Raw genomic sequence first — 25,980 nt, forward strand, 5'->3', positions numbered from 1 at the left:
CGAAGAGACCGAGAGGCGTTGCGCGCTAGCCGACTAGCACGGTTGCCAGCTGCCGCGGTTGACCTGTGGCAACGCTGACCAGCGGTTCGGTGCGATGCTGTTTTTCTGATGCGTTCAGGGCAGACCAGCGCGCCTCCAGATGCTCGGATGCCTGCGCAAACGCATCGGCACTCATCGTTGCGCGCGCCTGTTGCAGATCCACTTGCGTATGTAGCAGATCGCGCACGCTGCGATAGAACTCCGAGCCGTAGGCGCCACGGAACATCATCGCCAGGTCGTCGCTGTCCTGCCAATGGGTCTTGCCGCCCAACTGGTTTTTCACTTCTTCGTAGAACTTGGTGCCGGGCAGGGGATAGGACACGCTGACGCCGATGATGTCTGGGTTGGCCTGCGTCACCAGGGCGCGCGTGGCCAGGATGTCGTCGAGTTCCTCGCCCAGATACCCGAGTTGAATGAAGAAACCCACACGAATGCTGCGCGCACCCAGGCGTTGGCGTGCGGCGATCACCTCGCCAACCGTGGTTCCCTTGGTCATCTTGTCGAGGATGCGCTGGCTGCCGCTTTCCGCACCCAGCCAGGCCTCTGCGCAGCCGGCGCGCGCCAGTGCCGCGGCCATGCGCTCGCTGGCCAGATCGGCGCGGGTCTGGATGGTGAACGGAATCGCGCCATCGGCATCGGTCAAACGCTGCGCAAAGGTTTCCACCCAATCGATATGGAAGCCGAAGATGTCATCGGCCATCCAGATGTGATCGGGCTGAAAACTGCGTTTGAGGTGGATCATTTCGGCAGCCACATCTTCGGCATCGCGGCGCTTGTAGTGGTTGCCCCAGATCGGTTTGGCGCACCAGTTGCAGCGGAACGGGCAACCGCGCGAGGCGGCCATGTTCAAGCTGAAATAGCCGTGCCGTTGCTGCCAGAAACGTTGGTAACGCGGCATGTCGACCAGGTCCCACGCCGGCAGGCCGCTCAGGCGTGCGTCCGGCGGTTGTGCGCCGCGATGCACGTTTGCCTCAGCAGAGGGGCTGGTGGCGATACGTGCAACGCCGGCGAGCCAGGCACCCGTGTCGATGGTGGGATCGGCTTCGACGCGCGCCACCAGTTCCAGCAGCGGTGCGATGCCTTCGCCGATCAGTACCGCATGCGCGCCAGCGGCCAGAAACACATCCGGGTTGTCGGAAGCATCCGATCCGGCCACCAGCACGCGGCAACCGGCCGCACGCGCCTGCCCAATCATCTGGCAGGCAGCCTCGCGCATGCGGCTCAGGCACATCTTGGTGAGGAAGTTGAAGTTGTCTTCGTAGAACACCACCAGGTCCGGCTGCGCGGCGTGCAAGGCGCCGGTGTAGTCCTGCACATCTTCGGCCAGCATCGCGTCGAACAGGCTCAAGGTATGGCCACGCTCGCGCAATAAGGCTGCGACCTGCAGTGTTGCCAACGGTGGATACGGCTTGCCGCGCTCCCATTGCTTCGGGTCGTAACGCAGAAAATACGAATGACTGACCTGGATCTTTAGCATCTGCACAAGGCTCTCGTTCTGTCGCCAGGTACGCGCAGCAATGGCGTGCGCAGACACCGGCATTCGGCTCGGCAGTAGGTGCGCACGCAGATGCGTTTGGTTGCGCCGCTGAGAAGCGCGCTATGCCATGCGTTATGCATGTGCGTCGCAGGCAGCGATGCAACCTTTCAGCAACGGATCGGCACACACCGGCTGATCGATGCAATGGATGGAAGGCATGCCGCACTCGGCCGCGTTGGCGGAACACCTGCCAGTGAGCGATACCGCACGCTTGGCGGCGCCCGGCAATGCGCTATCGCCTGCAGACCCGTTCGGCGAGCGCAGTGCGCGTCGCTTCGTCGTGCGCCGGCAGATTCTCGGTGCACTGTTTCATTTCCAGAGCGACAGCGAGGCGTTGCTGGCGCTGGTGGATGCCGCCTATGCAGGCTTGCCCGCGCATCGCCTGCCGGCTGCGCCGGAATTCCATGTCACGCTGGATCTGGTGTCGCGTGGCCAGGCGCCATCGAGCGCAGAACCGCCACCGGTGCGCACGCACGCAAGCGCTGGCTTGCTGTGCGGCGTCATGGATGCCTGCAATTACCTGATGCTGTCGGTGCCCGAGCGCCGCGCCATGCTGGTGGTCTCCGAGGACATGCTCGCCCACGCCTATCACGTGCGCTATGAGCTGATCGAATTTGCCGTGTTCCTGCTTGCTGCACGCGGAATGGGATTGGTGCCGTTGCACGGTGCCTGCGTGGGCCGGCACGGACGCAGCGTGTTGCTGCTCGGCGCCAGCGGTGCGGGCAAGTCGACGCTGGCGCTGCACAGCTTGCTGCATGGGCTGGACTTCATCGCCGAAGATGGCGTGTTCGTTGCGCCGGAGAGTCTGCTGACCACCGGCGTTGCCAACTTCCTGCATCTGCGCTCGGACGCGCTTGGTCTGGTCGATGCAGACACTCGCGCGTGGATCAGCGCATCGCCGACCATCCGTCGTCGCAGTGGCGTGGAAAAGTTCGAGATCGATATCCGCCATGGCCGTGCACGGCTTGCGCGCACGCCCTTGCAGCTGTGCGCAGTGGTGATGCTGTCCGGCACACCTGCCAGCACGTCGGTGCAGCGTCTGCTGCCAACGCCGGCCGAGCAGATTGCCGAGTGTCTGGCGCGCGATCAACCTTACGCCGCCGGTCAACCAGGGTGGCAGCGCTTTGTCGAACAAGTGCAGCGCGTGGGCATGTTCACGCTGCGGCGTGGCACGCATCCGCAGGCATCGGTGGATGCACTGCTGCAGTTGTTGCGATGAGGGCGCAGATGCCGGTGCGTCGTCGCGTGATCCATACGCCTGCCAGCGTGCCGAAGCGCTTCTCGCACGACATGCATCACTGAGATGCAGACCTCCATCCCCCGCGATCGCAGGTGTGCCGGCTTGCGCACGTTCGTCGGCACGCTGGTGCCTGCAGACCTGCCAACCATCGCGCTCTATGTCGCCCTGTCGCTGGCGGCTGCATTGGCAGGCAGCATCGTGGCGGTCTGCCTGGTCCCCTTGGTGCAGCCTGGCCATGGCGTGCAGTTGGCCGGCTATCGGTTGGCGTTGCCTGATGGTCTGGCGATGCAGGCGGCGCTGTTTGCCGGCGTCAGCCTGGTATTTGCCGCACTGCGATGGCATAGCGCGCGGCTGGCCGCACGGCTGACCAGCCGCTATGCGATAGGGCTGCGCCGTCGCGTGCATGCCGCGTTGATCGACGCACCGTTGCCAGCCTTGTCCGGCGCCAGTTCGGCAGAAATCGCCAACGTACTCACCTATAACATCGAAATCGCCACACAAGGGTTCAGCGCGGTGCTGCAACTGTTGGTGGCCGGCATGACGGCGCTGGTGAGCATCTGCATTGCCGTGCTGATCGCACCCGCACTAGTGATGGCGATGCCGTTGCTGCTCGCCCTGGCCTGGTTGGGCTTGCGCATCTCCAGCAGCGACAGGCAGGCACGCATCAGCCGCGACTACGTGGCCGACATGACGCAGTTGTTCTGGTTGAGCGAAGACTTCCCGCGTCGCCTGCGGCATGTGCGCTCGTTCCAGCGCGAAGACGTCGAAAGCCGCCATTACGAGCGCATTTCCACGCGGCTGGGGCAGGGCTATGCACAACAGCAGGAGCTGGTGGCGGGCAGCCGCTTGGTGCTCGAACTCACTGCCGTGGCCGCGATCGCCGGCATTCTGGTGCTGGCCAATCTCTGGCAGGGCGCCGACCGCGCCGCGCTGATCACCGTCAGCCTGCTGCTCGGGCGCTTGCTGCCGTATCTGGTCACCACGCGGCAAAGCGTGCAGCAACTGCGCTCGGCCTGGCCGGCGCTGCAATTGTGGCGGCGTTATGTGGAACTGGGTACCACGCGTGCGCAGGCATCGGCCGAGACGGCAGTGCCATTGCCGGCAGCGCTGCATATCGAACACATCGGCCTGGCGCCGCCGCTGCCCAGGCTCGATCTGGGTCCGATGATTCTGCTGCCAGGCGAAATGACCTTGGTCGTCGGGCCGTCCGGTATCGGCAAGAGCAGTCTGATGGATGTGCTTTCCGGGCAGACACCGCCCGTACAGTTCACCGCGCATATGGCCGGGCGCCGGCTGGATTTCGGCGCGTATCGCGCATTGGTTCGGCATAGCGCCTACATTGGCCAGGGCGTGCGGCCATGGCAGCGCAGCGTGCGCGATTGCCTGGATTGGGCGCTGCCCGGCACAGCGGATGCACGCATGTGGGAGGTGTTGGGCGATGTCGGTTTGAGCGCGCGCCTACAGCGCGATGGGCAAGGTCTGGACACGCCGATCAATGGCCCGGAGGGACGCCTGTCCGGTGGCGAATCGCAGCGCTTGTTGCTGGCGCAAGTACTGTTGCGCCAACCGACCTTGGCGGTGCTGGACGAAGCCACCAGTGCGCTGGACGCGGATGCCGAACATCAGGTGTTGTGCACGCTACGCCAGCGTCTGCCGCAGACCGTGTTGGTGGTGGTCTCGCATCGCACCAGCCTGGCCGCAGTGGCAGATCGCACGGTTGCGCTCGGCGTCGTGCTTGCTGCGCAGGCGGCTGTCAAAGTCGATGCAGTTGCAAGCTCGCGCGCATAATCGCTGCGCAGTTCAATTGCGTCGGCACCGGGATCAACCGGCAATTTCTTCCAGTGCACGATTGCGCGTACGCGGCCCGAACAGCGCAATCACGCTCGCCACGACCGACATGCTGATGACGATAAACGCCAGCACGCCATGGCTGCCGACCTGGGCAAGCAGCCAACCGATCAGCACGCTGCTCGCGGCGGTGGAAAGACGGCTGAAGGAATAACAGAACCCTACTGCACGCGCGCGCAATCCGGTGGGGAACAGCTCGGCCTGGTAGCCGTGATAAGCGAAGCTCATCCAGGCATTGCAGAACGCGATCATCGCCCCGCACACCACCATGCCGATCGCCTGGTGCTGCTGCGAAAACAGCACCCCAAACAGCACCGCGCCCAACGCCGATGCGGTGATCTGCCACTTGTTTTCCCAGCGCTGCGCAAAGCGCAACAACAGCAGCGGCGCCAACGGGTAGGCCAGCGAGATCGCAAAGGAATAGCCCAGGCTCTTGGTCACGCCGGTGCCTTGCGCCGAGATCAGTGCCGGCAGCCAATTGCCGAAACCGAAGAAGCCGATCGCCTGAAAGATATGGAACACCACCAGCATGCCGATGCGCCCGCGATAGGGCGCTCGCCATAACAGCGATGCCTGCGTATCGCTGTGTGCCAACGGCACCGCCCCCTGCTGCGGCATCGCCAATGGCGCGCCCAGATCGCGTTCGCAGCGCGCCTCCAGTTGGATCAGCACCGCGTCCGCTTCGGCATGGCGTCCTTGCGCCGCCAACCAACGTGCCGATTCCGGCAAACGGCTGCGCAGCCACCAGATCGCCAGCGCAAACACGCCACTCAGCAACACCACCCAACGCCAGCCGCTCACCCCCAGCGGTGCATACGGCACCAGCAGCCAGGCGGTCAGCGCCACTGCCGGCACGGCCAGAAACTGCACGAAGAACGCAAACGCAAATGCGGCGCTACGCATATGCCGCGGCACCAATTCGGACAGGTAGGTGTCGATAGTGACCAGCTCGATGCCTAACCCGATCCCCACCACAAAGCGCAGCACGATGACGCCGATGGCAGTGCTTTGCAGGCCCATCGCCACAGTGGCAGCGGTGTACCAGATCAATGCGAACGTAAAGACCAGCCTGCGCCCAAAACGATCGGCAAACGGACTCAGCAATGCGGCGCCGACAAACAGCCCCAGAAAGGTCGCTGCCGCAAACGCGGCCTGGTCGGACACACCGAACACACCATCCGCACCGCTGGCGAAAATGCCATCGCGGATCAGCCCGGGGCTGATGTACGCGGTCTGAAACAGATCGTACAACTCGAAAAATCCGCCCAGCGCGAGCAAGCCAACCAGCCGCCACAGCGTGGCACTGGCCGGCAGCCGATCGATGCGCGCCGCGATCTGCGCAGCGCCGGAAGCAGGGTCAAGCGGAGCGGTCAAAGCCATTGTCATGCAGCGCGGTCAGTTCGGCATCCATCATAGCCAGCCCTCTGATCGGTCAGCACCTGTGCTTCGCGACGCGCTCAACGCATTCGCGCACCAGCAGCCACAGGCATCTAAAAGCCCCTCTAAAAGCCTCTCTCCTGCGGGGCGAGAAGGCACGACTTGCGCGCCACTGGCGCGCGTGTCTTGGAGCGCCCGCGCCGCAAGCGCGGGCCAGGGCGCGGAGCGGGGGCGAGGCCCTAGCAATAGTTGAGCACACCAAGCTTCGCACGTACCCTCATCCGCCCCTGCGGTGCACCTTCTCCCGACGGGGAGAAGGGAGTAACGCCTCCATAACCATCCCCGCTGTTCGACCACTGGAATGCTGTAATCCCCTCAGCGCCACCTGAGCGGGTAGCAATGCCTGCCGGCCAGCCCCATCTCTTGCACATCATTCATTCCCCGGAGTCATCCGATGACGCCCATTTCCGTGCTCGACCTGGCGCCGGTCTGCGAAGGCAGCGACACCACCCACGCTTTCGCCAACATGCTCGATCTGGCCCAGCACGCCGAGCGCTGGGGCTATCAGCGTTATTGGCTGGCCGAGCACCACAACATGCCGGGCATCGCCAGCGCGGCCACTGCGGTGCTGATCGGTCATGTGGCCGGTGGCACCAAGACCATCCGCGTCGGCGCCGGCGGCATCATGCTGCCCAACCATGCGCCGCTGCAGGTGGCCGAACAGTTCGGCACGCTGGCGTCGTTGTATCCGCAGCGCATCGACCTGGGCCTGGGCCGCGCGCCCGGTACCGACCAGCCCACCGCGCGCGCGTTGCGCCGCTATTTTGACAGTGCCGATCATTTCCCGCAGGACGTGGCCGAGCTGCTGCGCTACTTCGCACCGGCCGTACCGGGGCAGCTGGTGCAGGCAGTGCCGGGCGCCGGTCTGGACGTGCCGGTGTGGCTGCTGGGTTCCAGCCTGTTCAGTGCACGCCTGGCGGCAGCGATGGGCCTGTCGTTCGCGTTCGCCTCGCACTTCGCGCCCGATGCGATGGACGAAGCCGTGGCGATCTACCGCCGCGAGTTCCGCCCGTCCGCACAGTTGGCCAAGCCGCACGTGATGCTGGCCTTGAACGTGGTGGCCGCCGAGACCGAGGCGCAGGCGCGTCGCCTGTTCACTACCCAGCAACAGAGTTTCGTGAACCTGCGTCGCGGCAAGCCGGGCAAGATTCCCGCGCCGATCGACGATATCGACAGCTTCTGGCAGCCGCACGAACGTGCCGGTGTGGAGCGCGCGTTGGCCTGCACGGTGCTGGGCGATGCCGAGCAGATCGCGCAGGGCGTGGCCGAGTTCATCGATCGCCACACACCGGACGAGCTGTTGTTCACCGCCAACATCTACGACCATGCCGCGCGTCTGCGCTCGTTCGAAATCGCCGCCATCGCCTGCCGCGAACTGGACGTGACCACTGCGTGATTCACGTCGCTTTGCGCGGCGATCCGCTCAGATGCGTGCACATTCATTGGGAAGACCAGCATGCACCTTCAGGAACGCAGCGAGAGCATCAGGCAGTTGGCGGAATTGATCCGCGGCGTGGACATCGCGATGTTCACCACCGTCTCGGCCGACGGCAAGTTGGTGAGCCGGCCGTTGGGCACGCAGGAAGTCGAATTCGATGGCGATCTGTGGTTCGCCACCGCTGCCGATAGCCCGAAGGTGACAGAGATTGCCGCCGATCCGCGCGTCAATGTGGCGTACGCCTCGGCGTCGAAGAACAGCTATGTGTCGGTCGCGGGTACCGCGCGCGTGGTCAATGACCGCGCCAAGATCGATGAACTCTGGTCGCCGGCGATGAAGGTGTTTTTTCCGGGCGGCAAGGACGACCCCAACCTGCGTCTGATCCACGTGCGTGCCGAATCGGCCGAATACTGGGATGGCCCGAGCGGGCTGCTGGGCAAGGCGCTGTACTTCGTGATGACGGCAGTCACCGACGACACGGGCAGCCTGTCAGACAACCGTGTGGTCGATCTGAAGTAACGGCGACCGATCGGGTGTGCCGATCGTCTCGCGCATCAGCGCCAGGCGACCGGCCACCAATCGCGCACCAGATCCAGCAGCTGGTCGGAAGTGACCCCGAACACCGCCACCGACACCAGCGCCGCCGCCCAGCCCACCAGCAGCAAGGCGCCATCGCGCTCCAGCAGGGCCAGCGCGAACAACAGCAGGATCAGGCCGAAAATGTAGTTGGTAAATGGGATCGGCAGCGTCAGCAAGATGCCGACCAGCACCAGCAGCAAGCCGGTGAACACCTGCGCCGGAATACGATCCAGCATGCCGTGCAAACGCGGCTTGAGCAGCCGATCCAGGCGCTGCAACGTCGGTGCAAGCCGCGCAACGAAACGCTGGCTGGTACTGCGGCGCGGCCCACGATCGCCGATGAAACGCGGCACCCACGGCTTGCGCAGGCAGCACATCATCTGCACGCCGATCAGGACCGTCAGCGGCCCGCTGATGCCACCGGCCACGCCGGGAATCGGGATGAAAGAGGGCAGGATCGCCAGAAACAGAAACACGCCGAACGCGCTCTGTTGCAGGTCGGCCAGAATCTCGCGTACACGCAACACATGATTCGGGTCGCCCTCGCTGAAGGCCGCCAGCAAGCTGCGGATGCCTTCATTGCGATACCGCATGTGTTCGCCGCCGGAATCTTCGGATGGCGGCGCGCCGTTATCCGACGATGTCATCGCTGTCCTCATCGCCGATGCGGCTCAGCAACAGCTTGTCCACGCGCGCCCCATCCAGATCCACAATCTCGATACGCCAGCCGGCCCAATCGAAGAATTCGCCGGCCTGCGGAATACGCCCGAAGTAATAGATGCACAGACCCGCGAGCGTGTGGTAATCGCCTTCGTCGGCTTCGGGCAATTCGGCGCCCAGCACTTCGCGCAGTTCTTCCACCGGCAGCGAGCCGTCGATCAGTAACGAACCGTCGGCGCGCGTGATCACCAGCGCGTCTTCGTCGGTGTTTTCCACCGCCTGCAGGCGGCCGACCACTGCGCCCATCAAGTCGCTGATGGTCACCAGACCGCGGATTTCGCCGTATTCGTCGACCACCAGCGCCATCGACTGCTGTTCTTCGCGGAAGATCTCCAGCAGCTTCATCGCATGCGTGGATTCGGACACGAACAAGGTGTCGCGCAGCGCCTGGAACAGGTTCTCGCCGTGCCCGCCCATGCGCGTGACCAGCGATTTGACTTCAAGTACGCCGGCGATGTCCTGGTCGCTGCTGCGATACACCGGGTAACGCGAGAACTCGTGCTCGCGCATCACCTGCAGATTGCGTTCCGCATCGGCGTTGGCATCCAGCCAGGCGATGCGGTTGCGCGGGGTCATCAGGCTGTCAGCGGTGCGGTCGCCCAGCCGCATCACCCGGTTCATCATGTCGCGCTCGTGCGCGTCGATCACGCCGGCCTCGTGGCTTTCGGCCACCAGCATACGGATCTCTTCTTCGGTCACCGATGCCGATTCGTCCTTGCCCATGCCCAGCATGCGCAGCACCAACCGGGTCGAGCGCGCCAGCACCCACACGCCGGGTGCGGCAATCTTGGCCAGCCACGCCATCGGCACCGCCACCACGCCGGCAATGTCTTCGGAATTGCGCAGCGCCAGCCGTTTCGGGACCAGTTCGCCGAAGATCAGCGTCAGGAAGGTGATCAAGGCCACCGCCAGCGTGCTGCCGATCACCGCCGAATACGGCTTGGGCTCGCCAACCAGCGAGAAAGTAGCCGACAGCGCAGGGAAGGCCTGCTGCAGCCGCTCGCCGATCGCCTCGCCGATCGCTTCACCGCCGAACAGGCCGGTCAGGATGCCGATCGAGGTGATGCCGATCTGCACCGTGGACAGAAAGTTTTCCGGGCTTTCGGCCAATGCCAGGGCCCGCGCGGCGCGCTTGCTGGAGCCGGCCATCTGCTTCAGGCGGCTCTTGCGCGAGGTCATCAGCGACATCTCCGACATGGCGAAGAAGCCGTTCAACAAAATCAGCGCGATAACGATCAGAAACTCAACCACGGGCGTCTTCCCCGGTCAGTGAAGGGGAGGGCGGGCGAGCACTAGGTTGGCCGGCGCGCACGAGGGCGGGGCGGCAACGGGAGGGTAGGGGGTCGTCTTCCATAGGGTGCACCCGAAGGCGCGCGAGCATGTTAGCAAACCGCAGGGTGGTTCGAGCCGGGAAATGCGCATGTGAAGGCCGCCTCAGGCACCGAGATATCCAGACACGTCACGGAACGGTCATAATTCGCCCTCGGCGTCCGTCTCTCCCTCGACGGCAGGAAGTTCTTCACCCATGTTCTCGTTGCAGACCATCTTCGGTTCCGGCAAGCAGTTCTATGCGCTTCTGAACGAAGCGGCGCAGGCCGCCTACGACAGCACCAAGGCCTTGCACGCCATGATGCGCACGTCCGACCGCCAACCCGCGCTGGACGCCTTCAAGCTGGCCCGCCTGCGCGAACGCGCCGCCTCGGACAAGATCGGCCAGGCGCTGGTGGACAGCTTCATGACCCCGATCGAGCGCGAGGACATCGAAGCGCTGGGTTCGGCGCTATACAAGATCCCCAAGCAGGTCGAGAAATTCGCCGACCGCTATTCGCTGGCCACCAAGCATCTGGAGCACATCGACTTCGCGCCGCGCGCGGCGATGCTGGAACAGGCCGCTGCGGTGGTGGTGGAGATGGTGACCGACCTGCCGCAGATGAACATCGATCGCATGACCGCGCTCAACGACAAGCTGCGCATGCTGGAAAACGAAGCCGACCGGCTGATGCTCGAGCTGTATCGCGACATCTATTCCGGCCGCCTGGACACGCTGCAGATGTTCCTGCTCAAGGAATTCTTCGAGATTCTGGAAAAGGCCATCGACCGTTGCCGCGAGGCAGGCGTGGTGGTGTACCAGATCGTGCTGAAGAACAGCTGAGGTCGCCGCGTGCTTACCCTAGTTCTGGTGGTGATCCTGGCGGCGTTGGTATTCGAATTCATCAACGGCTTCCACGACACCGCCAACTCCATCGCTACCGTGGTCGCCACCAAGGTGTTGTCGCCGGGTTGGGCGGTCATGCTGGCCGCCGGCATGAACCTCATCGGCGCGCTCACCGGCACCGCCGTGGCGCTGACGATTGCCTCCGGCCTGCTCAACACCAACGTGGTCGAGGTCACCCCGCAGGTGATTTTGTGCGCGCTGCTGGGCGGCATCATCTGGAACCTGATCACCTGGTGGAAGGGCCTGCCGTCGTCGTCCTCGCACGCCTTGATCGGTGGCCTGTGCGGCGCCGGCCTGGCTGCGGCGCACAACAACTGGGACGCGCTGATCTGGTCGGAGAACATCGGCAACTGGGCCAAGAACAAGGGCCTGTTGTGGAAGGTGTTCGTGCCGATGATCACCTCGCCGATCGCCGGCTTCCTGCTCGGCATCGTAGTGATGTTGCTGCTGTGGGCGATCATCGCCGGCATGGCCAAGCTCGGCGGGCCGATCGGCCGGCTGGCGCGTCCGCGCTGGGTCAACGCCTTTTTCGGCAAGGCGCAGATCGCCTCGGCCGCCTACATGGGGTATGCGCACGGCCACAACGACGCGCAGAAGACCATGGGCATCATCGCCATGACCCTGATCGGCGCGCAGTCGGCCGGTGCACTGGACGATCTGCCGGGCTGGCTGAGCTTCCTGCATCCGGGGACCGGCATTGGAGCCGGCGACGGCATCCCGATGTGGATCGTGCTGACCTGCGCGGTGGTGATGGCCGCCGGCACCGCCTCGGGCGGCTGGAAGATCATCAAGACGCTCGGCCACAAGATGGTCAAGCTGCACCCCATCCACGGCTTTGCCGCAGAAACCAGCTCGGCGACCGTGCTCACCGTGGCCGCGCATTTCGGCATGCCGGTATCGACCACGCACAGCATTTCCACCGCGATCATGGGTGTGGGCTTTGCCAAGAATCCACGCTCGCTGCGGCTGGGCGTGATCGAGCGCATCGTCTGGGCCTGGATTTTGACCATCCCGGCCGCCGGCGGCGTTGCGTATCTGATCCTGCGTTGCTTCGAATGGTTTGGCTGGACCTGAGCGCTGTCGTAGCCTGGTCACCTCGGTCGGCGACGATACGGCGCTGATTGCGGGTGGTCCTGTTGCAGGTCATCCCGCTCGACACGATGTTCTAACGCGTTCTGCCTGAGGAAAACGCGCCGATGATGCTTGCGCTGGTGTGCGTGTTGTTCCTGCTGTCCTGGCTGATCGGCCGCCGGCGCTGGCGGCGCAGCGCCCGCGCGCTGGCGGCGGCTACGTTGGCGTTGCTGCTGCTGATCGGCTGCGGTCCCTTGTCGAGCTGGATGCTGCACGGCTTGCAGCAGACCGGCGTCAACGATTTCAACGACTGGCGCGCGCGCAACATGATCGTGTTGCTGGGTGCGGGCACGGTGCGGCCCGATGGCCGGGATGCCACCGCCGAAGCGAACATGTTTGCTTACGGCCGCATCGTCGAGTCGGCGCGGCTGTATCGGCAATGCCGCGCGCATGGCGGCGACTGCAAGATCGAGATCAGCGGCGGCGACGCGCGCGGGCTGGGCCTATCCGAAGCGGTGGTGTATCGAAAGGTGCTGATCGGGATAGGCATCGATCAGGCCGATCTGATCATGGAGCCCTCCAGCATGAACACCTGGCAGAACGCGCAGTTCAGCCAGCCGTTGCTGCGCAAGTACCGTGCCGATCGGGTCGTGCTGGTGTCCTCGGCCACGCACCTGCGCCGCGCCGAATTGTATTTCCGTCACTTCGGCATCGAGGCCACGCCAGTGCGCTCGGACTGGTTGACCGCCTCCTGGGCCTGGTTGCCGCAGAGCTACAACTTCACCGTGGCCGATGTCGCCTTGCACGAGTATCTGGGCATCGCGCGCTACCGGGTCTACGAGTGGTTGGGCTGTAATGTGAAGGCCACGCTGCCTGGGGAGTTGTGAGCTGGGAGTGGGGATTCGGGATTCGGGGTTCGGGATTCGGGATTCGGGATTCGTAAAAGCCGGCGTGCGTCCTGGTGTGCGCGGCTGATTTATTTCCAACATTGCTTGGTGCGGTGGAGAGCTCGACGGGAGCAACGCACGCGCGGCGGCCGGGAAAAGTAACGGCTCAGCACGGTGGTTTTGCGACTGCTGCGCATTCGCTTGCTGCAACCGGCCTGCAGCATCGCCAGCCGCGTGTGCGGCTGGCGATGCCTGCGCTCAACGTGTTTCGTACATCGCCTTGACGTCGTTGCGGAATGCGGTCTGGCTGTCGGCGCGGTTGTAGAACATGTGGCCGCCCGGATACTCGCGCACCTGCACACGTTTCGGGTCGTTGCCCATCGCCGGCATCTGATCCACCGTCAGCACCGAGCCCATGAACGGGCAGGAGAGATCGTTCCAGCCGTGCGCGATCAATACGCGCAGTTTCGGGTCGATCGCCACCGACTGACGCAGTTGCGTTACCGCGCCCTTGCGCAGTTCGTCGTTCCAGTCCCACAGCTTGTTGACGTCGTAATTGAGCGCCTGATAACGCGCGTCGACCTTCCAGCCGACCACGCGGGTGACGAAGTCCACCATCGCGGTGGTGGTCGGCGCGATGATGCTGTCCAGCAACGGGTCGTTGGCGCGTTGCTCCGGATCGTTCGGGAACGGGTCGAACGCGGTCACGTTGGAGTCGTAACGGCTACCCAGTTCGCCCTTGTCGCGAAACACCTCGCGCAGATACGCCTGCGTTTCCAGGCGTCCGCCGGAGCGCCGCACATAGGCCTGATCCAGCCCGGTCATGCGCGTGACCTGCTGCAGCATCGCCTCGCTGGCCTGCGGGTCGGTGCGTCCTTTCATTAGCGCCACTGCGTAGTCGCTGCGGGTGTAATCGATCACCTCGCGCATGGCGCTGTCGCTGAGCTTGCCCTGGCGCTCCAGGTGCGCGGCGGCGATCGAGGGCAGTGTCATCATCCATGCCAGTGGCGACACATCGCTGTTGTCGTCCAGGGTCGGATTGAGATACGGCGACACCAGCACCACACCGTTCATCGCCACGCCCAGCCGGGTCTGCAGGTAATGGGTGATGCGCGGGCCACGGAAACCGCCATAGCTTTCGCCGACCAGATACTTGCGTGCCTGCAGGCGACGGTTCTTGAGCAGCCAGTCGTAGACCACGCGCGAGAGGTATTCCACGTCGGCCTGCGGGTTGTAGAACTGCTTCTTGGCCTCATCGTCGCCGATCAGGGAGCGGCTGAAGCCAGTGCCGACCGGGTCGATGAACACCAGATCGGTGAAGTCCAGCCAGGTGCCGGGGTTGTCGCGCAATGCCGCCGGTGCCGAGGCGCTATCGCCTTCGGCGCCGAAACCCACCACCTTCGGCCCGATCGCGCCCATGTTCAGATATACCGACGACGCGCCGGGCCCGCCGTTCAATGCGAACGTGACTGGCCGGTCCTTGCCATCCACGGTGTAGGCAGTGAATACCACCTCGCCGGTGGTCTTGCCTTGCGCGTCGCGTACCGGCAGCGTGCCGACGGTGGCGGTGTAACTCAGCGTCCGGCCGGCCACGCGCGTGCTCTGACGCACGCTGGCATCGGCCGGCAACGGCGCAGGCTTGGATGCCGCTGCGTCGGGTTTTGCATCGCTTTTGGCGTCGCTTTTGCTATCGTTTTTATCTGGCGCAGCGGCCAGCGCCGTCCCGCTGAGCAGGACACAGGCCAGCAGGCCGGCATGGAGAAAAGAGGGCATGGCGATCGAGGTTCGAACAGGGGAGCGACGATGCTAGGCCCCGGCAGCGCTCGGTGGATGTGCACAAAGGCATGTGTGTCGCGTTGACCGATGTGGCTTGCCTGGCCTGCAGCAGTATGTGCCGCAGCAGGCAGCCGTCTGACTCAAGGGGTGAGGTTTGCGCAGTCCGCTGAAATAAGCATCGACCTCAAAGAAAATCGATAGCACCCCCTTCTCCCATCGGGAGAAGGTGCCCCGCAGGGGCGGATGAGGGTACGGGCGAAGCTCTCGCAATGTTCAATTGCACGAGGCTTTGCCCGTGAGGGTACGGCCGAAGCTCTCGCAATGTTCAATTGCACGAGGCTTCGCCCGTACCTCACCCCAACCCCCGCTTCGCGCCCCGGCCCGCGCTTGCGGCGCGGGCGCTCCAAGGCACGCGCGCCAGTGGCGCGCAAGCCGTGCCTTCTCGCCCCGCAGGAGAGGGGCTTTCAAAGCTTCCGGGTTTTTAAACTTCCAGCGAAGCCAGATCGCCCTTGCTCTCAAGCCACTGCTTGCGATCGCCAGCGCGCTTCTTCGCCAGCAACATATCCATCAACGAACGGGTCTGTTCGCCATCGTCGATGGTCAGCTGCACCAGCCGGCGCGTGTCGGGGTGAATGGTCGATTCGCGCAGCTGCTGCGGATTCATTTCGCCCAGGCCTTTGAAGCGGGTGACGCTGACCTGGCCCTTGATCTTTTCGCGCGCGATCTTGTCCAGCAGCGTGGTCTTTTCTTCTTCGTCCAGCGCATAGAACACCTGCTTGCCCACGTCCACACGGAACAGCGGCGGCATTGCCACGAATACGTGTCCAGCCGCCACCAATGCCGGGAAATGCCTGAGAAACAGCGCAGTCAACAAGGTCGCGATATGCAAACCATCGGAGTCGGCGTCGGCCAGGATGGTGACCTTGCCGTAGCGCAGCCCGCTGATGTCGTCCTTGCCCGGGTCGCAGCCGATCGCGATCGCCAGGTTGTGCACTTCTTCGGAGGCCAGCACGCTGCCCGAGGCCACTTCCCAGGTGTTGAGGATCTTGCCGCGCAGCGGCAGGATCGCCTGAAAATCCTTGTCGCGCGCCTGCTTGGCCGAGCCGCCGGCCGAATCGCCTTCGACCAGGAACAACTCGGTACGCGACAGGTCCTGGCTGATGCAATCGGCCAGCTTGCCGGGCAGGGCGGGGCCCTGGGTGACCTTCTTGCGGACGATCTGCTTTTCGGTCTTCAACCGCGCACTGGCGCGATCGATGGCGATCTGCGCGATCTTCTCGCCGATCTCCACGTTCTGATTGAGATACAGGCTGAAGGCATCGTGCGCGGCGCCTTCGATGAAACCGGCGGCCTGGCGCGAGGACAGACGCTCCTTGGTCTGCCCGGAGAATTGCGGGTCGGTCATCTTCAGGCTGAGCACGAAGGTGACCCGGTCCCACACATCTTCCGGCGCCAGCTTGACCCCGCGCGGCAGCAGGTTGCGGAAATCGCAGAACTCGCGCAACGCATCGGTCAGGCCCGAACGCAGGCCGTTGACGTGGGTGCCGTGCTGCGCGGTCGGAATCAGGTTGACGTAGCTTTCCTGTACGAGCTCGCCTTCCGGCACCCAGGCCGCGGCCCAGTCGACGATCTCGGTGTCTTTCTTCAGGCTGCCTGCGAACAGGTCGGCCGGCAGCAACTCGTGCTCGGCCATTTCGCCTTTCAGATAATCGCGCAGGCCATTTTCGAAGTACCAGCTGTCCTGCTCGCCGGTCGCTTCGTCATGCAGTTTGACGGTCAGCCCGGGGCACAGCACCGCCTTGGCGCGTAGCAGATGGCGCAGCGCGCGCACGTTGAACTTGGGCGTGTCGAAGTACTTCGGGTCGGCCCAGAAGCGCAGCCGCGTGCCGGTGTTCTTCTTGCCGACGGTGCCGACTACTTCCAGCTTGGAGGCGGCGATGCCGTCGCGGAACTCCATGCGGTGCTCGCTGCCTTCGCGCTTGATGAACAGCTCGACCTTGGTCGACAGCGCATTGACCACGCTAACACCCACGCCGTGCAGGCCGCCGGAGAAGGTGTAGTTGCGATTGTTGAATTTGCCGCCGGCGTGCAGCCGGGTCAGGATCAACTCCACACCGGGAATCTTCTCCTCCGGGTGCATGTCCACCGGCATGCCGCGGCCGTCGTCGGAGACCTCGCAGCTGCCATCCTTGAACAAGGTCACTTCGACCTGCTTGGCGTGACCGGCCAGCGCCTCGTCGACCGAGTTGTCGATCACTTCCTGCGCCAGATGGTTCGGGCGCGCAGTGTCGGTGTACATGCCAGGACGGCGTTTGACCGGGTCCAGGCCCGACAGCACTTCAATATCGGCGGCGTTATAACGGGTGTTCATGCATCTCTTGGCACGTGAAACGACGCGCAAGTGTGGGGGCAGAACCGTTTTTTTGCACGCGACAGGCGTTCAGTGCAGGGCGGGGTGCGGCTGGATACCCTGGCGTTGGATTCGGAACCAAACGTCCCCACCTGAGGATGTCACCGAAACCGGAGGACACCATGAAGTTCAAGCACATTCTGATGCTCACCCTGGGTGCGGCCGCAGTGGCGGCGCTTCCTGCCATGGCCCAGGCCGCTCCGCAGCAGACCGGTCAGGGCGCTGCCGCGCAGAAGGCCGACGACGCCAAGGCCAAGACCGAAGCCGAGCGCAAGGCAGAGCGCCGTGCCGCCGCTGCCGCGCAGAAGCCCAAGGCCGATGCCGCGCTGCCCGAGGAAGAGGAAGAAAAGAAGCCGGCGCGCTGATCGCGCTGCGCATCGGCAGGCTTCATATCGGTCATCTGCTCACAGACGCCCCGGCCTAGGTCGGGGCGTCTGCATTTGCGGCCCACGCGGCGCGCGTTTGTCACTGCGTGATCGCAGCGGCGTTACGCAACCCTTGGGCATTCGTCCGTCACCCGCTAAACTATGGCTTTCCGGGAGGCTTCAAGCCCCATGACCCCCCTGATTTTTGTTACAGGCGGCGTAGTGTCCTCGTTGGGTAAGGGCATTGCGGCTGCTTCGCTTGCGTCCATTCTTGAAGCGCGTGGCCTGAAGGTCACGATGATGAAGCTGGACCCGTACATCAATGTGGACCCGGGCACGATGAGCCCGTTCCAGCACGGCGAGGTCTACGTCACCGACGACGGTGCCGAGACCGATCTGGATCTGGGCCACTACGAGCGCTACGTGCGCACGCGTCTTTCGCGCAAGAACTCCGTCACCACCGGCCGGATCTACGAGAACGTGATCCGCAAGGAGCGCCGCGGCGATTATCTGGGCGCCACCGTGCAGGTGATTCCGCATATCACCGATGAGATCCGTCGTTGCATCGACGAGGCCACCGCAGGTTTCGATGTCGCATTGATCGAGATCGGCGGCACCGTGGGCGACATCGAGTCGCTGCCGTTCCTGGAAGCGATCCGCCAGGTGCGCACCGAGCGCGGCGCCGAAAAGGCCATGTTCATGCATCTCACCCTGGTGCCGTACATCGCTGCTGCCGGTGAGTTGAAGACCAAGCCGACCCAGCATTCGGTCAAGGAACTGCGCTCGATCGGCATCCAGCCGGACGTGCTGCTGTGCCGCTCCGAACAGGCGGTGCCGGATTCGGAACGTCGCAAGATCGCGTTGTTCACCAACGTCTCCGAGCGCGCGGTGATCAGCTGCCCGGATATCGATGTGCTGTACGGCATGCCGCTGGAACTGCGCCGCCAGGGCCTGGACGAGTTGGTGATCGATCAGTTCAAGCTGCGCGACAAGGTCGCCGCGGCCGATCTGTCCGAATGGGCTGCGGTGGTGGATGCGGTCAAGCATCCGCTGGACGAAGTCACCATTGCGGTGGTCGGCAAGTACGTCGATCACCAGGACGCCTACAAGTCGGTGGCCGAAGCATTGCGGCACGGTGGCCTGCGCCAGCGCACCAAGGTCAATCTGAAGTGGCTGGAAGCGCAGGACCTGGAAGGCAGTGACATGGCCGCGTTGCAGGACATCGACGGCATTCTGGTGCCGGGCGGTTTCGGCGATCGCGGCTTCGAAGGCAAGGTGCAGACCTCCAAGTACGCGCGTGAGCACAAGGTGCCGTACTTCGGTATCTGCTACGGCATGCAGGCGGCGGTGGTGGACTATGCCCGCCATGTCGCCAATCTGGATGCGGCCAACAGCACCGAGAACGATCGCCAGTCGCCGCATCCGGTGATCGGCCTGATCACCGAGTGGCGCACCGCCACCGGCGAAGTCGAAAAGCGCGACGAGAAGTCCGATCTGGGCGGCACCATGCGGCTGGGTCTGCAGGAGCAGCGGCTGAAGCCGGGCACGCTGGCGCGCGAGGTGTACGGCAAGGATGTGGTGGCAGAGCGGCATCGTCATCGCTACGAGTTCAACAACCGCTACCGCACCCAGCTGGAAGACGCCGGCCTGGTGATTTCCGGCAAGTCGATGGACGACACGCTGGTGGAAATGGTGGAGCTGCCGCGCGAGACGCACCCGTGGTTCCTGGCCTGCCAGGCGCACCCGGAATTCCTCTCGACACCGCGCGACGGGCACCCGCTGTTCATCGGCTTCGTGCGCGCCGCGCGCGAGAAGAAGGCGGGTGGCAAGTTGTTGAAGGAAGCGCGTGCGTGAGCTGTCCCTTCTCCCATCGGGAGAAGGTGGCGCGAAGCGCCGGATGAGGGTACGGGCGAAGCCTCATGCACCCAATTCTTCAACTACATACGCGCCAACCATACCCTCACCCCAATCCCTCTCCCGGTGGGAGAGGGGCTTCAATCAACAAGGTGACCTGATGAAACTGTGTGACTTCGACGTTGGCCTGGATCAGCCGTTGTTCCTGATCGCCGGCCCCTGCGTGATCGAGTCGATGCAGCTGCAGCTCGACGTGGCCGGCAAACTCAAGGAGATCACCGGCAGGCTGGGGATCAACTTCATCTTCAAGTCGAGCTTCGACAAGGCCAATCGCACCTCTGGCACCAGCTTCCGCGGCCCTGGCCTGGAAGAGGGCCTGAAGGTGCTGGCTGCGGTGAAGCAGCAGATCGGCGTGCCGGTGCTGACCGACGTGCACGAATACACCCCGATGAACGAGGTCGCCGCCGTCGTCGACGTGCTGCAGACCCCGGCTTTCCTGGTGCGCCAGACCGACTTCATCAAGAACGTCTGCGCCGCCGGCAAGCCGGTCAACATCAAGAAGGGCCAGTTCCTGGCGCCGTGGGACATGAAGCCGGTGGTCGACAAGGCCAAGTCGACCGGCAACGAGCAGATCATGGTCTGCGAGCGGGGCGCCTCGTTCGGCTACAACAATCTGGTCAGCGACATGCGCTCGCTGAGCGTCATGCGCGACACCGGCTGCCCGGTCGTCTTTGATGCCACCCATTCGGTGCAGTTGCCGGGCGGGCAGGGCAGCAGTTCCGGTGGTCAGCGCGAGTTCGTGCCGGTGCTGGCGCGCGCTGCGGTGGCGGTGGGTATCTCCGGGCTGTTTGCCGAAACCCATCCGGATCCGTCCAAGGCGCTGTCCGATGGCCCCAACGCGTGGCCGCTGGACCGCATGGAGGAACTGCTCGAAACCCTGATGGAACTGGATGCCGTCACCAAGAAGCACGGGTTCGCGCGCTTCGCATGAGTTCCGATCCCTGGGCGCTGGCCGCGTCGCGCCGCCAGCGTCGGCAGTGGCGCCACTGGCCTTGGGGCTGGATCGCGCTGGTCGCATCGATCACCGCGTGGGCGTGCATGGCCGCGATGACGGTGCTGGTCGCTGCCAGCATGGGCATGCCGGGCGACGGCGACCATGCCATGCGGGCCACGCGGGTGCCGATGCTGGTCACGCTGCTGCTGGCCGCGGTAGCGATCGCAAGTTGCCTGATCGCCGGCCCGCTGGCGTTGCGGCTGGCTCGCCAATCCGGCGCAGCGATCGTTGCGCTGGTGTTGCTGTCGGTCTTGCTGCTGCTGTCTGGTTTACCGCTGCTGGGCTTGATGGCCTAGCGGCATGTTCGCCGGCCTGTCGCGTGCGGCGGCTGCATGCGATTTGGCAATGTGCCGGTGTGCGGCGATAATCCCGCAGCTTGTTTCCGGTGTACTTCCCCCCTTACTGGTAACCGATCGTTCCTATGACCACTATCGCCAAGATCCTCGCCCGCGAAATCCTCGACTCCCGCGGCAATCCCACGCTGGAGGCCGAAGTCACGCTGGAAGACGGCTCGTTCGGCCGCGCCGCCGTGCCCTCGGGCGCCTCGACGGGCACCAAGGAAGCGGTGGAACTGCGCGATGGCGACAAGACCCGCTACCTGGGCAAGGGCGTGCTGCACGCGGTGCAGAACGTCAACGGCACCATCGCCGAGACGCTGAAGGGCTTCGATGCGGCCGACCAGCAGGGCTTGGACCGTCGCCTGATCGACCTGGACGGCACCGAGAACAAGGGCCGCCTGGGCGCCAACGCGTTGCTGGGTGTGTCGCTGGCCGCCGCGCATGCCGTGGCCGCCTCGCGCAAGCAGCCGTTGTGGCAGTACCTGTCCACCATCACCGAATCCGATGTATCGCTGCCGGTGCCGATGATGAACATCATCAACGGCGGCGCACACGCCGACAACAACGTCGATTTCCAGGAGTTCATGGTGCTGCCGGTCGGCTGCAGCTCGTTCTCCGAAGCGCTGCGTGCCGGTACCGAAATCTTCCACGCGCTCAAGTCGGTGCTCAAGGGCCATGGCCTGAGCACGGCAGTGGGCGATGAAGGCGGCTTTGCGCCGGACTTCCGCAGCAACGTCGAAGCGCTGGACACCATTCTCGAAGCGATCGGCAAGGCTGGCTACACCGCTGGCGAAGACATCCTGCTGGGCCTGGACGTGGCCTCCAGCGAGTTCTACGACAACGGCAAGTACAACCTGGTCGGCGAGAACAAGCGCCTGACCAGCGAGCAGTTCGTCGACTTCCTGGCCGACTGGGTCGCGCAGTACCCGATCATCAGCATCGAAGACGGCCTGGCCGAAGACGACTGGGCCGGCTGGAAACTGCTCACCGACCGCGTCGGCAAGAAGGTGCAGCTGGTCGGCGACGATCTGTTCGTCACCAATCCGAAGATCTTCAAGCAGGGCATCGACTCGGGCACCGCCAATGCGATCTTGATCAAGGTCAACCAGATCGGCACGCTGACCGAGACGCTGGAAGCCATCGCGATGGCGCATGCGGCCAACTACGCCTCGATCGTCTCGCACCGCTCGGGCGAAACCGAAGACACCACCATCGCCGACATCGCCGTGGCCACCACCGCCACGCAGATCAAGACCGGCTCGCTGTGCCGCAGCGATCGCGTCGCCAAGTACAACCAGTTGCTGCGCATCGAGCAGGCGTTGGGCTCCGGCGCACGCTATGCCGGTCGCGACGCGTTCGTTTCGATCAAGCGATAAGCCGTGCGCAACTGGCGCTGGCTACTGCTGGTGCTGGCGGTGCTGCTGGCTTGGCTGCAGTACCGCTTCTGGTTCGGGTCTGGGAATTCCGGCGAAGTCATGATGCTGGAAGCCCAGGTCGCGCATCAGACACAGGACAACGAAGGTCTGCGCCAACGCAACCAGGCGTTGGCAGCAGAGGTGAAGGATTTGAAAGACGGCGAGGCGGCAATCGAGGAGCGCGCGCGCAGCGAGCTGGGCATGATCAAGCCAGGCGAGACGTTCTATCGCGTGGTCGAGGATGCGCCGCCGCTGCCGCCCGCAGTGGCCGCGCCGTCGACCGAACCCGAGGCGCCCGCCGCAACCGCTCCGGCGGAACAGCCATGACCGGTTCGATCTGGGCGATCGTGCCGGCCGCCGGGCGCGGCACGCGCTTTGGCGGGCAGGTCCCCAAACAATATCTGCATGCTGCTGGTCAGCCTTTGATGGCTTACACGCTGGCGGCACTGGCAGCGCATCCGGTGGTGGCCGGAATTGTCGTGGCGATCGCGCCTGACGATGCCGACTGGCCGGGTTGGACGGCGGTGCAGTCCAAGCCGGTGTTGACCTGCGTGGGCGGCGTGACCCGTGCGGCATCGGTACTGGCCGGATTGCTGGCCCTGCCCGAGAGCGTGCGCGCCGATGACTTTGTGCTGGTGCACGATGCCGCACGTCCCAATCTGGCGCTGGCCGATCTGGAGCGCTTGCTGGAAATCGGTCGCGGTGATCCGGTTGGCGCGATCCTGGCCGCACCGGTGCGCGATACCCTCAAGCGGGCCGGCGACGATGGCGGCATCGATGCCACCGAGCCGCGCGAGCGTCTGTGGCGCGCGCTTACCCCACAGCTGTTTCGCCGCCATCAACTGATCCGTGGCCTTACCGAAGCATCGGCCGCTGGTGTCGACGTGACCGACGAGGCGATGGCGATGGAACGGTTGGGATTGCGTCCGTTGTTGGTGGAAGGTGCCGAGGACAACTTCAAGGTGACCACGCCGGTTGACCTGGCACGCTTCGAATTCGAACTGGCACGTCGCGGCGTGGCGGTGGATGCCGAATTAGTGGCCACACGCAACGATGCGGTGTTTGCCGGTGCCAATCACGACGTCAATACGCTTTAGAGCGGCTGTCGAACGATTGCGAGGCCGGTTTGCGGAACCGGCAGTGTAGGCCACTCGTACACTGCGGTCTACTTTGCAACGTCCATGCCGACCTAAACGACAGCTTGCTCCCTGTTGCTGGGCACTCTCACTCACCACGGATTTTCCATGTCTTTCAATGTTCGAATCGGTCAGGGCTACGACGTGCATGCGTTCGGTGCGGGCGACCACGTGATGCTGGGCGGGGTGCGCGTGGCGCACAGCCATGGCGTGCTCGCGCACAGCGATGGCGACGTGGTGCTGCACGCGCTATGCGATGCGATGCTGGGCGCGCTGGCGCTGGGCGATATCGGCCAGCATTTCCCGCCGTCCGACGCGCGCTGGAAGGACGCCGACAGCGCGCAGTTCCTGCAGCACTGCGATCACTTGCTGCGCGAGCGTGGCTGGCGCGTGGGCAATGCCGACATCACCGTGGTCTGCGAGCGCCCCAAGATCGGCCCGCATGCGCTGGCAATGCGCGAACGCATCGCCGGGCTGCTTGCGATCGAGCTCGATGCGGTCAGCGTCAAGGCCACCACCAGCGAACAACTCGGTTTCACCGGTCGCAGCGAAGGCATTGCTGCGCAGGCGGCGGTGTTGCTCGGCAGGATCGCCGCCTAACAGCGACCAACAAAACCACTGCGCTCATCGTCAGGCAGGCGCGGCAGGTGCTCTGTACAGTATGTAGCACGGGTACCCTGCGGTTCCGAGCGTGCCGTCCATACTCACCTGACGCCTGCCGGCCAGGTTTTTAGCACGCACGCCGGGCTCGCCTCGACGTTGCAATGCGACACCACCGCGCCGAGGCACTCGGCACACAGCGCACGACACGTCGGCGCGAAGGTCAACCACAGCATGAGCGACACCTCTGTTCTGCCGCGCGCGCATGGCGCTGCGGTTCTTGGCGCAGCAATGCGCAGCACGCCCGAAGATTTTCAGGTCGATGAGCTGCCTGCATTCGAAGCCTCCGGCGAAGGCGAGCACCTGTTGCTCAGCGTGCGCAAACGTGGCCAGAACACCGCGTATATCGCCAAGAAACTTGCGCTGTGGGCGGGCATTGCGGAAATGGGCGTCAGCTACGCCGGCTTGAAGGATCGCCATGCGGTGACCACGCAGCGTTTCAGCGTGCATCTGCCAAAACGTATCGCGCCGGACATCGCCGCGCTGGACGACGACGAAATGCAGGTGGTCGATAGCACCTGGCACAACCGTAAGCTGCAACGCGGCGCGCTGCACGGCAATCGCTTCGTGTTGACGCTGCGCCAGGTGCAGGGCGAACGCGACGCGATCGAGCAACGCTTGCAGGCGATCGCTGCACGCGGCATTCCCAACTGGTTCGGCGAACAACGCTTTGGTCGCGACGGCGGCAACGTGGCATCGGCGTTGGCGATGTTCGGCTACATGCAGGATGCCGCCGGTGCGTTGGTGCCGGCACCGAAGCGGCGTCTGCGCAACGATCAACGTTCGATATTGCTGTCGGCGGCGCGCTCGGCACTGTTCAATCGCGTGCTCACTGCACGCGTGGAGCAGGGCAGTTGGGACGCCGCGCTGGAGGGCGAGGCCTGGATGCTGGATGGCTCACGCAGCGTGTTCGGCCCCGAGCCGTGGAGCGATGTGCTGGCCGAGCGGCTGGCGCGTTTCGATATCCACCCCAGTGGCCCGTTATGGGGCGTGGGTGAGCTGCGCTCGACCGACCAGGCTGCAGCAGTGGAGCAGGGCGTGTTGTCCGATCCGCAATCCGAGGCGCTGCGGATCGGTCTGGAAGCCGCTGGCTTGAAGCAGGAGCGCCGCGCCTTGCGTCTGCGCCCGCAAGGATTGGACTACCGCTGGCTGGATGCGCAGACCCTGCAGGTCGAATTCGCACTGCCGCCGGGCTGCTACGCCACCGCAGTGCTGTGGGAGCTGGGCGAGGTGACCGACGCAGAGCGCGGCATGGCCAATGTCCGTTCCGACACTTGAGTTTTGCGTCGTGCGGCGAGGCGCAGCGCAAACAAACGTTGCCGGAGCCGAGGCGTTGTAGGAGCGGCCCTGGCCGCGACGGGCGTTACCGATAAAAGCGAACAATGCGCCAGCGCATCTTTCCCTAGCGCCGCGCCAACAACACCAACAACGCCCCCGTACCACCTTGCGTGGCCGGCGCCGAATGAAACGCCAGCACATCGTTGCGCTGGCGCAACAGCCGGTCCATCAGATTCTTCAGCACCGGCGCGCCGTTGTCCGACTGCAGCCCTTTGCCATGGATGATGCGCACGCAGCCATGTTCGTGCGCATGCGCATCGAGCAGGAACTGCCGCAACAATGATTCGGCTTGCGCTGCGGTGGCGCCATGCAGATCCAGTTCGTCCTGGATCGAGAACTGGCCGCGCTTGAGCCGCTGAAACAAGCGGGTGGGAAGATTCTCGCGCCGATAACTGGCGGTGTCGCCCGCCTCCAACGGCGCGCTGTCGCGCAGCAGACGTGCGAATTCGGTGTGCGCTTCGGCGTCGTCGCGCTCGGCCATGCGCGCGCGCGGCTTCGGGCGCGGTTTGGCGTTGGCCGGGGGGGCGACTTCACGAATCGGCTTGACCGCGCCAATCGCTGCGCGGAACAACGCGCCGTCGTCTTCGTCTTCAGGATGCGACATGGTCACAGCGTAACGTGCC

General features: G+C 64.5%; 23 protein-coding genes. 16 read left to right on the top strand and 7 right to left on the bottom strand.

Annotated elements, in window-relative coordinates; genetic code table 11:
* Positions 1-25: 25 nt before the first annotated feature.
* On the bottom strand, positions 26-1,579 hold the full coding sequence (locus tag NDY25_RS20165) for a B12-binding domain-containing radical SAM protein (RefSeq protein ID WP_168957881.1): 1,554 nt from the start codon (positions 1,577-1,579) through the stop codon (positions 26-28).
* A 154-nt stretch (positions 1,580-1,733) separates the two neighbouring features.
* On the opposite strand from NDY25_RS20165, the gene NDY25_RS20170 reads away from it, so the two are divergent.
* On the top strand, positions 1,734-2,795 hold the full coding sequence (locus tag NDY25_RS20170; protein ID WP_168957880.1) for a phosphoenolpyruvate carboxykinase (ATP): 1,062 nt from the start codon (positions 1,734-1,736) through the stop codon (positions 2,793-2,795).
* 84 nt (positions 2,796-2,879) lie between these two features.
* Positions 2,880-4,604 (top strand): ATP-binding cassette domain-containing protein, encoded by a 1,725-nt coding sequence (locus NDY25_RS20175; protein WP_168957879.1) that lies wholly within the window; start codon positions 2,880-2,882, stop codon positions 4,602-4,604.
* Positions 4,605-4,637: 33 nt separating this feature from the next.
* On the opposite strand, the gene NDY25_RS20180 is transcribed toward NDY25_RS20175, so the two are convergent.
* Positions 4,638-6,050, bottom strand: coding sequence for an MFS transporter (locus tag NDY25_RS20180; RefSeq protein WP_168957878.1), 1,413 nt, complete (start codon positions 6,048-6,050; stop codon positions 4,638-4,640).
* Between the two features lie 445 nt (positions 6,051-6,495).
* On the opposite strand from NDY25_RS20180, the gene NDY25_RS20185 reads away from it, so the two are divergent.
* Entirely contained in the window at positions 6,496-7,497 is a 1,002-nt protein-coding gene (locus NDY25_RS20185) for an LLM class flavin-dependent oxidoreductase (protein WP_006452787.1), read from the top strand.
* A gap of 60 nt (positions 7,498-7,557) precedes the next feature.
* Positions 7,558-8,058 (top strand): pyridoxamine 5'-phosphate oxidase family protein, encoded by a 501-nt coding sequence (locus NDY25_RS20190; protein ID WP_168957877.1) that lies wholly within the window; start codon positions 7,558-7,560, stop codon positions 8,056-8,058.
* A 35-nt stretch (positions 8,059-8,093) separates the two neighbouring features.
* On the opposite strand, the gene NDY25_RS20195 is transcribed toward NDY25_RS20190, so the two are convergent.
* Both NDY25_RS20195 and NDY25_RS20200 read right to left on the bottom strand, forming a co-directional pair.
* Positions 8,094-8,765, bottom strand: a complete 672-nt coding sequence (locus tag NDY25_RS20195; protein WP_055828691.1) for an exopolysaccharide biosynthesis protein — start codon at positions 8,763-8,765, stop codon at positions 8,094-8,096.
* A complete protein-coding gene (locus NDY25_RS20200; RefSeq protein WP_168957876.1) occupies positions 8,749-10,089 on the bottom strand; it encodes a hemolysin family protein in 1,341 nt (446 codons plus the stop codon). Before NDY25_RS20200 ends, NDY25_RS20195 begins: the two co-directional genes overlap by 17 nt.
* Before the next feature lie 274 nt (positions 10,090-10,363).
* On the opposite strand from NDY25_RS20200, the gene NDY25_RS20205 reads away from it, so the two are divergent.
* From NDY25_RS20205 to NDY25_RS20215, 3 genes are all read left to right on the top strand, one after another.
* Positions 10,364-10,990, top strand: a complete 627-nt coding sequence (locus NDY25_RS20205; RefSeq protein WP_006452783.1) for a DUF47 domain-containing protein — start codon at positions 10,364-10,366, stop codon at positions 10,988-10,990.
* 9 nt (positions 10,991-10,999) lie between these two features.
* Complete coding sequence (locus NDY25_RS20210) at positions 11,000-12,127, top strand: inorganic phosphate transporter (protein WP_168957875.1); 1,128 nt, start codon at positions 11,000-11,002, stop codon at positions 12,125-12,127.
* Between the two features lie 122 nt (positions 12,128-12,249).
* Positions 12,250-13,011 (top strand): YdcF family protein, encoded by a 762-nt coding sequence (locus NDY25_RS20215; RefSeq protein WP_168957874.1) that lies wholly within the window; start codon positions 12,250-12,252, stop codon positions 13,009-13,011.
* Between the two features lie 258 nt (positions 13,012-13,269).
* Here NDY25_RS20215 and NDY25_RS20220 read toward each other — a convergent pair whose 3' ends face one another.
* Together NDY25_RS20220 and parE are read right to left on the bottom strand one after the other, a co-directional pair.
* The gene (locus NDY25_RS20220; protein ID WP_168957873.1) at positions 13,270-14,784 is read right to left on the bottom strand and encodes a S10 family peptidase; all 1,515 of its coding nucleotides are present in this window, start codon (positions 14,782-14,784) and stop codon (positions 13,270-13,272) included.
* A gap of 484 nt (positions 14,785-15,268) precedes the next feature.
* Positions 15,269-17,158: a DNA topoisomerase IV subunit B gene (gene parE / locus NDY25_RS20225; RefSeq protein WP_168957872.1), complete on the bottom strand. Its 1,890-nt coding sequence runs from the start codon at positions 17,156-17,158 to the stop codon at positions 15,269-15,271.
* A 161-nt stretch (positions 17,159-17,319) separates the two neighbouring features.
* Between parE and NDY25_RS20230 the strand changes: the two genes are divergently transcribed.
* The 9 genes from NDY25_RS20230 to truD all read left to right on the top strand — a co-directional run bounded on the left by NDY25_RS20230 (position 17,320) and on the right by truD (position 25,297).
* Complete coding sequence (locus NDY25_RS20230) at positions 17,320-17,562, top strand: hypothetical protein (RefSeq protein WP_006453323.1); 243 nt, start codon at positions 17,320-17,322, stop codon at positions 17,560-17,562.
* Positions 17,563-17,751: 189 nt separating this feature from the next.
* Positions 17,752-19,416 carry a CTP synthase gene (pyrG, locus tag NDY25_RS20235; protein WP_023903735.1) on the top strand — a complete coding sequence of 555 codons (1,665 nt, stop codon included), beginning with the start codon at positions 17,752-17,754 and terminating at the stop codon, positions 19,414-19,416.
* 160 nt (positions 19,417-19,576) lie between these two features.
* Positions 19,577-20,407 (top strand): 3-deoxy-8-phosphooctulonate synthase, encoded by an 831-nt coding sequence (gene kdsA / locus NDY25_RS20240; protein ID WP_168957871.1) that lies wholly within the window; start codon positions 19,577-19,579, stop codon positions 20,405-20,407.
* 116 nt (positions 20,408-20,523) lie between these two features.
* Positions 20,524-20,766 carry a hypothetical protein gene (locus NDY25_RS20245; RefSeq protein WP_168957923.1) on the top strand — a complete coding sequence of 81 codons (243 nt, stop codon included), beginning with the start codon at positions 20,524-20,526 and terminating at the stop codon, positions 20,764-20,766.
* Positions 20,767-20,891: 125 nt separating this feature from the next.
* On the top strand, positions 20,892-22,184 hold the full coding sequence (gene eno, locus NDY25_RS20250; protein ID WP_006453319.1) for a phosphopyruvate hydratase: 1,293 nt from the start codon (positions 20,892-20,894) through the stop codon (positions 22,182-22,184).
* A 3-nt stretch (positions 22,185-22,187) separates the two neighbouring features.
* A complete protein-coding gene (gene ftsB / locus NDY25_RS20255) occupies positions 22,188-22,550 on the top strand; it encodes a cell division protein FtsB (RefSeq protein WP_168957870.1) in 363 nt (120 codons plus the stop codon).
* Positions 22,547-23,320, top strand: a complete 774-nt coding sequence (gene ispD, locus NDY25_RS20260) for a 2-C-methyl-D-erythritol 4-phosphate cytidylyltransferase (protein ID WP_168957869.1) — start codon at positions 22,547-22,549, stop codon at positions 23,318-23,320. Before ftsB ends, ispD begins: the two co-directional genes overlap by 4 nt.
* A gap of 147 nt (positions 23,321-23,467) precedes the next feature.
* A complete protein-coding gene (gene ispF, locus NDY25_RS20265; RefSeq protein WP_168957868.1) occupies positions 23,468-23,959 on the top strand; it encodes a 2-C-methyl-D-erythritol 2,4-cyclodiphosphate synthase in 492 nt (163 codons plus the stop codon).
* Between the two features lie 234 nt (positions 23,960-24,193).
* A complete protein-coding gene (truD, locus tag NDY25_RS20270) occupies positions 24,194-25,297 on the top strand; it encodes a tRNA pseudouridine(13) synthase TruD (protein WP_168957867.1) in 1,104 nt (367 codons plus the stop codon).
* 124 nt (positions 25,298-25,421) lie between these two features.
* On the opposite strand, the gene NDY25_RS20275 is transcribed toward truD, so the two are convergent.
* Positions 25,422-25,961, bottom strand: a complete 540-nt coding sequence (locus NDY25_RS20275; protein WP_006453314.1) for a Smr/MutS family protein — start codon at positions 25,959-25,961, stop codon at positions 25,422-25,424.
* Between the last annotated feature and the right edge of the window lie 19 nt (positions 25,962-25,980).

It is taken from the genome of Xanthomonas hortorum pv. pelargonii (genome assembly GCF_024499015.1).
Lineage (GTDB): Bacteria > Pseudomonadota > Gammaproteobacteria > Xanthomonadales > Xanthomonadaceae > Xanthomonas > Xanthomonas hortorum_B.